This is a genomic window from Micromonospora sp. NPDC049900 (genome assembly GCF_044461025.1).
Taxonomy (GTDB): domain Bacteria; phylum Actinomycetota; class Actinomycetes; order Mycobacteriales; family Micromonosporaceae; genus Micromonospora.
The window spans coordinates 61,000-69,350 of sequence record NZ_JBITKM010000014.1 but is presented as its reverse complement, the minus strand read 5'-3'; the positions used below and the strand labels follow the sequence as shown (position 1 = coordinate 69,350).

Annotated in this window: 10 protein-coding genes; 3 read left to right on the top strand and 7 right to left on the bottom strand. The window is 72.9% G+C overall.

What is annotated here, in order from left to right; all coding sequences use genetic code 11:
* Positions 1-143: 143 nt before the first annotated feature.
* The 4 genes from ACIBMZ_RS24730 to ACIBMZ_RS24715 form a co-directional block, all read right to left on the bottom strand.
* Positions 144-410 carry a GlsB/YeaQ/YmgE family stress response membrane protein gene (locus ACIBMZ_RS24730; protein ID WP_396697639.1) on the bottom strand — a complete coding sequence of 89 codons (267 nt, stop codon included), beginning with the start codon at positions 408-410 and terminating at the stop codon, positions 144-146.
* 124 nt (positions 411-534) lie between these two features.
* A complete protein-coding gene (locus ACIBMZ_RS24725; protein ID WP_396697637.1) occupies positions 535-1,110 on the bottom strand; it encodes a GerMN domain-containing protein in 576 nt (191 codons plus the stop codon).
* A complete protein-coding gene (locus tag ACIBMZ_RS24720) occupies positions 1,107-2,465 on the bottom strand; it encodes a sensor histidine kinase (protein ID WP_396697635.1) in 1,359 nt (452 codons plus the stop codon). The genes ACIBMZ_RS24725 and ACIBMZ_RS24720 overlap by 4 nt, the downstream gene beginning before the upstream one ends.
* Positions 2,462-3,145, bottom strand: coding sequence for a response regulator transcription factor (locus tag ACIBMZ_RS24715; protein ID WP_396697633.1), 684 nt, complete (start codon positions 3,143-3,145; stop codon positions 2,462-2,464). Before ACIBMZ_RS24715 ends, ACIBMZ_RS24720 begins: the two co-directional genes overlap by 4 nt.
* A 153-nt stretch (positions 3,146-3,298) precedes the next feature.
* On the opposite strand from ACIBMZ_RS24715, the gene ACIBMZ_RS24710 reads away from it, so the two are divergent.
* The 3 genes from ACIBMZ_RS24710 (at position 3,299) to ACIBMZ_RS24700 (ending at position 4,775) form a co-directional block, all read left to right on the top strand.
* Complete coding sequence (locus ACIBMZ_RS24710; RefSeq protein WP_396697631.1) at positions 3,299-3,754, top strand: STAS domain-containing protein; 456 nt, start codon at positions 3,299-3,301, stop codon at positions 3,752-3,754.
* A gap of 43 nt (positions 3,755-3,797) precedes the next feature.
* Positions 3,798-4,067, top strand: a complete 270-nt coding sequence (locus ACIBMZ_RS24705) for a GlsB/YeaQ/YmgE family stress response membrane protein (protein WP_117227765.1) — start codon at positions 3,798-3,800, stop codon at positions 4,065-4,067.
* Between the two features lie 87 nt (positions 4,068-4,154).
* On the top strand, positions 4,155-4,775 hold the full coding sequence (locus ACIBMZ_RS24700; RefSeq protein WP_396697629.1) for an STAS domain-containing protein: 621 nt from the start codon (positions 4,155-4,157) through the stop codon (positions 4,773-4,775).
* An 82-nt stretch (positions 4,776-4,857) separates the two neighbouring features.
* Here ACIBMZ_RS24700 and ACIBMZ_RS24695 read toward each other — a convergent pair whose 3' ends face one another.
* The 3 genes from ACIBMZ_RS24695 to ACIBMZ_RS24685 all read right to left on the bottom strand — a co-directional run bounded on the left by ACIBMZ_RS24695 (position 4,858) and on the right by ACIBMZ_RS24685 (position 8,342).
* Positions 4,858-5,364 carry a hypothetical protein gene (locus tag ACIBMZ_RS24695; RefSeq protein ID WP_396697627.1) on the bottom strand — a complete coding sequence of 169 codons (507 nt, stop codon included), beginning with the start codon at positions 5,362-5,364 and terminating at the stop codon, positions 4,858-4,860.
* A gap of 147 nt (positions 5,365-5,511) precedes the next feature.
* On the bottom strand, positions 5,512-6,783 hold the full coding sequence (locus tag ACIBMZ_RS24690; protein WP_396697625.1) for a cytochrome P450: 1,272 nt from the start codon (positions 6,781-6,783) through the stop codon (positions 5,512-5,514).
* A 5-nt stretch (positions 6,784-6,788) separates the two neighbouring features.
* A complete protein-coding gene (locus ACIBMZ_RS24685) occupies positions 6,789-8,342 on the bottom strand; it encodes an AMP-binding protein (RefSeq protein WP_396697623.1) in 1,554 nt (517 codons plus the stop codon).
* Positions 8,343-8,351 lie beyond the last annotated feature (9 nt).

Below are 8,351 nucleotides of genomic sequence, written 5' to 3'. Positions count from 1 at the left end.
CCTCTCGCGTCCTCACCATTCCGGGCCCCAAAAACGAACCCCCCCGCCCCCCCCCCCCGCCCGCCGGGGGCCCCCCCCCCCCCCCCCCCGCCGCCCCCCCCCCGGGGCCCGCCCCGGGGGGGGCCCCGACGAGCGGAGGAGGATCAGCGTCGGCGACCGTACGCCCCGGCGACGATCGACACACCGACCGCGGCGAACGCCACCTGGATGAACAGCTCGATCCAGTCGATGCCGGCGGTGTCGTCCACGCCCAGCAGTCCGGCCACCACCGTGCCGAGGATCGCGGCCACGATACCGATCAAGATCGTCAAGAGGATCGGGATCCGCTGCCGGCCCGGCACCACGAGCCGGCCGAGCGCGCCGATGACCAGACCGATGATGATGGCCATGAAGAAACCGGTGATTTCCACGAGAGCCGTCCCTTCGCGCTTTTGGTGTGCCGACGTGGTGCCCCTACCGCCGTGTCGGTCAAACGCCGCCGCCCGGGGACTGCGGTGTTTGTCACGCAACCGTCACGAAGCCGTGGAACTCCCGTCATCGAGGGCTGACGAGCACCGCGTAGTCGGCGGAGGTGAGGGGGGCCGCCGAGAGCGACCCGTCGGCCCGGGGCACCCGCAGCGGGGTGCCGTCACCGTCCAGGAAGATCACCGCCGACACGTCGGGGCGGGCGCTGAGGGTGCTGACGATCTGCCCGTACGCGAGCAGTTCGTCGCTGCGGCCGGTGTCGGCACCGGCCGGGGCGACCGTCACCCGGGCCTGCCCGTCGACGAGTTGCACCACGGCGGTGCTCAGCGCCCCGGGCAGCGCGCTGCCGACGCCGTCGTCCCGCTCCCCCGGCGTCGGCCCGGCCAGCAGGTCCCGGAGCTGCTCGTCGGGGGTGGGCGCCTGGTCGGCCCGGCGGGTCACCGGCACCAGCCGGTCGTCGCGCGAGAAGTAGAGCAGCTCGGTGAGGGCCCCGGTCTCCGCCGCGGTGGGGGCGGCCGTCGCGGTGTACGGGAACGGGCCTGGCGGCGGCGTCACCGTCCGGGGCTGGTCCTCGGCGGGCACCCCGCACGCGGCGACCAGGGTCAGCAGGAGGGCGACCGCGATCCGCCCGGCGGTACGCCTCATCCGAAGCTGCCCGGCAGCGTGATCCGGAACCGGGCGCCGCCCTCGGGGCGGTCGCTGACCGTGGCGTCACCGCCGTGCGCGGCGGCGTGCTGGGCCACCAGCGCGAGCCCCAGGCCGGTGCCGTCGCCGCCGCCACGGAAGTTGGCCGCCCGGCCGCGCACGAAGCGGTCGAAGATCGCCTTCCGGTCCTCCATCGGCACCCCCGGTCCCTCGTCGTCGACCTCCACCACACCGGTGTCCCCGTCGCGGGACAGCCGCACCGCCACCGGGCCGGCGCCGTAACGCTCGGCGTTGTCGAGCAGGTTGGTCAACACCTGCGCGACGCGTCGCCGGTCCACCTGCCAGGTGTCCGGGGTGTCCGGACCGAGGCGCACCATCGACTCGGGCAGGTCGCGGTCCCGGCACGCCTGCCGGGCCAGCGCGCCGACGTCGACCGGCTCGCGGTGTGTCGGCTGGTCGCTGCGCGCCAGGTCGAGCAGGTCGTTGACGAGCTGCTGGAACCGGACGATCTCGTCGGCCACCAGCCGGGCCGCCGTGGTGGTCCGCTCGTCCTGGTTCTCCCGCCGCTTGCTGAGCACGCTGGCGGCCGCCGCGAGCGTCTGCAACGGCGAACGCAGCTCGTGGCTGACGTCGGCGGCGAACCGCCGGTCCCGGTCGATGCGACGGGCCAACTCGTCCACCATCCGGTTGAACGAGGTGGAGAGCCGGGTCAGGTCCGGGTCGGTGTCCGGGGCGAGCCGGGTGGTGAAGTCACCCGCGGCGATCCGCTCGGCGGCGTCGGCGACGGCGGTGAGCGGACGCAGCCCGTGCCGGGTGGCGTACCAGCCGAGCGCCGCACCGGACCCGGCCACCACGATCGCGACGGCGGTGAGCGCCAACGCGAGCACCTGGAAGGTCTGGTCCAACTCCCGCAGCGAGACGATCTCGTAGAACGCCGCCGAGTCCGACAGTGGCACGCCCACCAGCACCACCGGCTGGTCGGCGACCCGGACACGTTGCACGGCGGGCTCACCGGCCATCACCAGATCCTGCAACCGCTGCGGGATCGCGGGCGTGGTGCCGGTGTCGGCCCGCCGGCCGTACCACTCGCCGTTGAAGTACAGCACCGCCCGCCGGCTGGTGCCGGTGTCCAGCGCGCGCAGCGCCTCCGCCACGTCCGGCTCGTCGGTGGCCAGGCCCGCCCGGACCACCTCCGCGTCGTAGTACGCCGCCCGCAGCACGGTGCGTTCCCGCTCGTCGAGCAGGGTCCGGCGGGTCAGCTCGTACGACACCAGGGCCATCGAGGCGGACAGCGACAGCGCGCCGACGGCGAACGCGGCGGTGACCCGGGCGCGCAGACCGAGACGGGGTCTCATCTCTGTAGCTTGTAGCCGAGCCCGCGCAGCGTCACCAGGTGCCGGGGGTTGGCCGGATCGATCTCGATCTTCTGGCGGAGTCGACCCACGTGCACGTCGACGAGCCGCTCGTCGCCGGTGTCGTAGCCCCACACCCGGCTGAGCAACTGCTGCCGGGAGAGCACCCGCCCGGCGTGTTCGGCCAGCTCACAGAGGAGCCGGAACTCGGTGCGGGTGACCGCGACCGGGGTACCGGACCGGCGTACCTCCCCCGCCTCCGGGCTGACCTCCAGTTCGCCGAAGGCGAGCACCGGCACCGACGCCTCCACCGGGGCCACCGTGCGGGCCCGGCGGCGCAGGGCCCGCAGCCGGGCGGTCAGTTCCTTGATCGCCACCGGCTTGACGACGTAGTCGTCGGCACCGGCCTCCAACGCGGCGACGATGTCATGGGTGTCGTCGCGGGCGCTGACCACCACGATCGGCACGTCGTCGTCGCGACGGAGCTGACGGATGCCCTCGAAGCCGTCGATGCCGGGCAGCATCAGGTCGACCAGGACGTAGTCGGCCGGGTCCCGGCGCTGCGAGCGCAGCCCCTCCTCGGCGGTGGCCGCGCCCCGGGCCTCGTAGCCCTCGTCCTCCAGGGCGAGCAGCAGCGCCAACCGGATCCGGTCGTCGTCCTCGATCACCAGTACCGCTGTCATACCGGCATCATCCCCAAGCCCTGGCCGGGCGGCCAACCGCCATCGACCTGCGCGGCTTTTGTCACGCAACTGTCATACGTCCGCGCGGTGCCCGCCAAGCCCGCTGGGCAGGGTGAGAACCGGCCTCGGGTTATCAGGAAGGGGGCTCTCGACGTGACCACGCCACGACGCCCCGAATGCGCGGTGCCGCTGGTCGAGGTGGCCATCACCGAGTTCGACCTGGCCTGCCTGCCGGAGACCGGCGCGGTCTTCGACCAGTTGCTGGCCCTACGGCCGCAGCAGGTCGTGATCGACCTGGCCGGTTGCCGGCACATCGACGCCGCCGCCATCGGCCTGCTGCTCGACCTGCACCGACGGATGCTGCGCCTCGGCGGGGTCCTGGCGGTACGCAACCCCAACCCCCGCATCACGCGCATCCTGCAGACCGCCCGGCTGGACCGGATCCTGCCGGTGCACGGCGCGACCGGGACGTCGCCGGAGCTGGTCGACGACGCCGGTACACCGCCCGGCACCACACCGGCCGCACCCGGTGTGGTGCCGCCCCGGCAGCCCGGGGCCGCGCCGCAGCCGGCCGGGTACGGCCGGGCGGCCGTGACCGTACGCACCTGACCCACCGCCGCCGACGCACGACATCGCGAGTACGAGGAGCAGCATGACCATCGCCGGGATCGCCGCGGCCCTAGTCGTCGGTCTCGTCGTCGGTGCCGTGGGCCGGCTCGTCGTCCCCGGCCGTCCCGCCGTGCCGCTGTGGCTCACGATGACCATCGGCGCGGTCATCGCACTGCTCGGCGCGATCAGTGCCTGGCTGGCCGGCCTCCGTGGATTCAGCCTGTTGGGGCTGGTCGCGCAGGCCGGTCTCGCCGCGGTCGGTGTGGTGATCGTGGTCGCCACCGCCGGCAAGGAACGTTCCGACTCCCTCTGAGAAGTCCGTACGGCGACGGCGCACCGCACCGACGCCCCCCGAGTCCGTGTCCCGGCCGCACGGCTGCGGCACCGGAGAGGAAGCAGAATGACCGTCGTACCGGACGACAACCTGATGACCCTGATCTGCGACGTCTGCGGTGACACCACCACCGGCACCGCGTGTGTGCTGCCCGACGCGGAGGTGGTCTGGACGCTGGTGTCGGATCACGGGTGGAGCGGCTCCCCGTTCGCCACCGGTCCGCACCGCTGCCCCCGGTGCAGTGCCCTGCCGGCCGGGCCGGCGCCGCGCGCCGACCGTACGCCGATCGGTGTGGGCGGCGCCGACGAGACGCCGGTGGTCGCCGTCGGCGACGGGACCACGGCCGGTCCCGAGGACGCGTTGCGGGTCGCGCTGCGGCAGGCGGTCGACGTGCACGGCACGGTCGTGGTGAACCTGGACGGGGTGCAGGTCATCGACTCCGCCGGACTCGGCCTGCTGGTGCGGGCCCACCGGGAGGTACGCGAGCGGGGCGGGCGGTTGTGCCTGGCCGCGCCGTCGCGGTTCATCCGCACGGTGCTGCACACCATGAAGCTCGACGGGGTGTTCCCGATCTTCGAGAGTCTCGACGAGGCCGTGGCGCAGTTGCGGCAGGCCGCGCTGACGGCGACCGAGGTCGAGGCCGGTGCGGTGGCGCAGCGCCGACCCGCCGGTCACGTCACGGTCTGATCCCGCGCCACCACCAAGGTCACCCTGGGCGACGCCCTGACGTCCTCCGGTGGCCGGTCGGCGGCCACCCGAGGACGTACGGTCAGGAGGCGGCGGAGAACCCGCCCCGACGGCGCAGCCGGCCGATCCAGCCCTGCGCGGTGTGCCGGGGCACCCCGTAGTGCTCGGCCACCGCGGTGACCGTGCCGGTGCGGTTGAAGACCTCGACGACGTCCTCCGGCATCCGCCGGTAGACCCGCCCCTTCGGCACCGCCGCCTCGGTCCGGCGTCGCGTCGTGCCGGAGCCGGCGCGGTTGGCGCCGGAGCGCACGGACCGGTTGCCGGTGGCCGGGGTGAAGGCCTGCTCGGTGGCGGTGACCTCGGTGGGCGACTCGACGACGGAGGCGGGAGTCACGGGCGCGCCGCCGGCCGGGAACAGCGCGCGTAGTAAGAGATTCAGGTCGAAGGAGGGAAGCGTCGGCGCCGAGATGCCGCTGCCGGCGCGCATCACGAGTTCGACCACGCGCGGCGTGGAATCGTCGATGTCGACACAGATAACGGTCTCCGTGTCGGCACCCTCGGCCCGGATCGTGATTGTGTAGTCACTCATCGCCACCCTCCGCTGTTCGTCACATCACACTGCACACTCCGGCAGTGTGGTGGTTGAACGCTTCACACCAGATTAGCGGATTGAGCGGCCTACTCACAGAAGCGACCCGGCATATGACGATATCACCGTCGGTAGTTAACAACTGCTTCACGCCCCCTCCGGCCCGGTGAAGCCGTCCGGAGTGAAGCGTCCGGGCAATGACTTGAGCCCGTTCACGAAGTTGCTTTCCAGTCGGACGGCGGGTCCGGTCGCCTCGAAACGAGCCAGGTGCGGCACCAGTTCCCGCAGCATCGCCTGCGCCTCCAACCGGGCCAGATGGGCACCCAGACAGAAGTGCGGCCCCATGCCGAACGACAGGTGTGGGTTGGGATTCCGGTCCAACCGCAGGACGTCCGGGTCGTCGAAGACGGCACCGTCGCGGTTGGCCGAGACGTACCAGAGCACGACCTTGTCGCCCTCGGCGACGGCCCGACCGCACAACTCGGTGTCCTCAGTGACGGTACGCCGGAACTGCATGATCGGCGTCACCCACCGCAACAGCTCCTCCGTCGCGGTCGGTAACAGCGACATGTCCCTCGCCAGCCGGTCCCGTTGTGCCGGAGCGGCCAGCAGTGCCGACACACCACCGGAGATGAGGTGTCGGGTCGTCTCGTTGCCGGCCACCACGAGCAGCAGCCAGAAGCTACAGAACTCGCGGTCGGTCAGACGTCGACCGTCCACCTCGCTGGTCGCCAGCAGGGTCATCAGATCGTCCCGCGGCGACCGACGCCGCTCACCCGCCACCGAGAGGGCGTACTGGAACGCCTCGACGAACGTCGTGCGGTACGCCTCCACGTCCCCGCCGCCGTACTCCGGGTCGTCGAAGCCGACCAGGTTGTTGCTCCACCGGTAGAGCAGGTGCCGGTCCTCGCGCGGCAGCCCGAGCAGGTCGGCGAGGACCAGCAGGGGCAGCTCGGCGGCGAGGTCGGCGACCACGTCGCACTCGTCCGCGGCGACCGCGCGCCGGACCAGGTCGTGCGCGTGCGCGGCGACACTGTCGTGCAGCGCCCGCACCGCCCGTGGGGTGAACACCGAGGTGACCAGCCGGCGGATCCGCGAGTGCTGCGGCGCGTCCATGTTGACCAGGAGCTGACGGGCCTGCTCCAGGTCGGCGGGGGTACGCGGATCGGGCAGGAACGCGCCCCTGCGGCCCGAGGAGAACAGCTCCGGTGCCCGGGACGCGGCGACCACCGCCTCGTGACTGGTGGCCGCCCAGAAACCCGACCCCTGGCTGAGCATCCGGCCACCGCCGCCGCGCCGCCACAGTGCCGGCTCGGGCACCCAGGACACCGGTTCCTCGCGGCGCATCCGGGCGAACTCGGTGTGCGGCACACCGGTGCCGTACGTGGCCGGGTGCGCCACGTCCGGACGCTGCGCCACCGGGCTCACGAGCGTCCCGCCGCGGTCTGTGGGCGCAGCAGCTCACGCAGCACGTCGTGACGCAGTTTGCCGGTGCCGTCGCGCGGCAGCTCGGCGACGAACCGCCACCGGCGGGGCACCTTGAACCCGGCCAGCGACCGGCGGCAGAACGCCTCCAGCACCTGGGGGGCGGCGGCCGGGTCGAGCCGGTGCGGGTCGAGTTCGACGACCGCCACCACCCGCTCGCCGTACTCGTCGTCGGGTTCCCCGGTCACCGCCGCGTCCCGGACCGCCGGGTGTTCCTGGAGCACCGCCTGCACCTCGGCCGGGTAGATGTTCACCCCACCGGAGATGATCAGGTCGCGGGCCCGCCCGGTCAGATAGAGGTAGCCCTCCTCGTCCAGGTGACCGGTTTCGCCGTAGGTGAAGACGCCGGGACCCAGATGCGCGTCACGGGTCTTCTCCGGGGCGTTGTGGTATTCGAACGTCTTCCCGGCCCGGCGCACAAAGACCCGGCCCGGGCGGCCGGGCGGCAGCACCGCTCCGTCCGGGTCGAGGATGACCACCTCGTTGGGCGGCACCGCCCGGCCGACGCTGCCCGGTCGGCGCAGCCACTGCTCGGCGTCGATGAGCGTGACCACCCCCGCCTCGGTCGCCGCGTAGTACTCGACCACCACCGGCCCCCACCACTCGATCATCCGTCGTTTCACCTCGACCGGGCAGGGCCCGCCGCCGTGCCACACCACCCGCAGGCTGCGCACGTCGGCGGCGGCCCGGAACGCGTCGTCCAGCCGCAGCAACCGAACGAACTGGGTCGGCACCAGATGGCAGGCGGTGATCCGGTGCGCGGCCACCGCGGCCAGGAACGCCTGCGGGTCGAAACGCTCGTGCAACACCAGTCGGCTGCCGCGCAGCAGCGGCAGCAGCGCGAAGAACAGTTGCGCCGAGTGGTACCAGGGACCGACCAGCAGCACCGCGCCGCGCGCCGGCACGTGCAGGGCGTGCCCGGCGTACGCCAGCAGCCGCTCCACCCGCCCGAACGGCGCCTCGGCGCGGAACAGTCCGTTGCGCACCCCCTTGGGCGCGCCGGTGGTGCCCGAGGTGTAGAGCATGGTGGAGCCGCAGACCTGCTCCGGCGGCTCGTCGGCGGCGAGCCCCGCCAGCCTCGGCTCGACCGCGACCGCGTCGCCGACGTCGCGCTCCCCCGTCACGAGCTGCCGTACCCGCACGGCGGCGGTCCGCACCGCCTGGTCCACCACGGACGCGTAGGCCGGCTCGGTCAGCACCAGTCGGCTCTCCGAGTCCGCCAACAGGTACGCGATCTCCGGCGCGGTCAGGTGCCAGTTGACCGGCACCACCGTCACCCCGGTGTGCAGGGCGGCCAGCAGCGCCTCGATCGTCTCCCGCCGGTTGCCGCAGACCACCGCCATGGTGTCGCCGACCCGCAGCCCCTCGGCGCGCAGCAACCGGATCCACCGGTTGACCCGCGCGTCCAGGTCGGGCCAGTCCAGCTCACCGTCGGCGTCGGACAGCGCCGGCTCGCCGGTGGCCCCGGCCAGGTCCCTCAGCAGTACGGCCATCGCGTCCCT

Coding starts and splice junctions, on each gene's coding strand:
- ACIBMZ_RS24725 (WP_396697637.1), bottom strand. CDS start 1,110: ATGAGGCGTACCGCCGGGCGGATCGCGGTCGCCCTCCTGCTGACCCTG.
- ACIBMZ_RS24720 (WP_396697635.1), bottom strand. CDS start 2,465: ATGAGACCCCGTCTCGGTCTGCGCGCCCGGGTCACCGCCGCGTTCGCC.
- ACIBMZ_RS24715 (WP_396697633.1), bottom strand. CDS start 3,145: ATGACAGCGGTACTGGTGATCGAGGACGACGACCGGATCCGGTTGGCG.
- ACIBMZ_RS24705 (WP_117227765.1), top strand. CDS start 3,798: ATGACCATCGCCGGGATCGCCGCGGCCCTAGTCGTCGGTCTCGTCGTC.
- ACIBMZ_RS24700 (WP_396697629.1), top strand. CDS start 4,155: ATGACCGTCGTACCGGACGACAACCTGATGACCCTGATCTGCGACGTC.
- ACIBMZ_RS24695 (WP_396697627.1), bottom strand. CDS start 5,364: ATGAGTGACTACACAATCACGATCCGGGCCGAGGGTGCCGACACGGAG.
- ACIBMZ_RS24685 (WP_396697623.1), bottom strand. CDS start 8,342: ATGGCCGTACTGCTGAGGGACCTGGCCGGGGCCACCGGCGAGCCGGCG.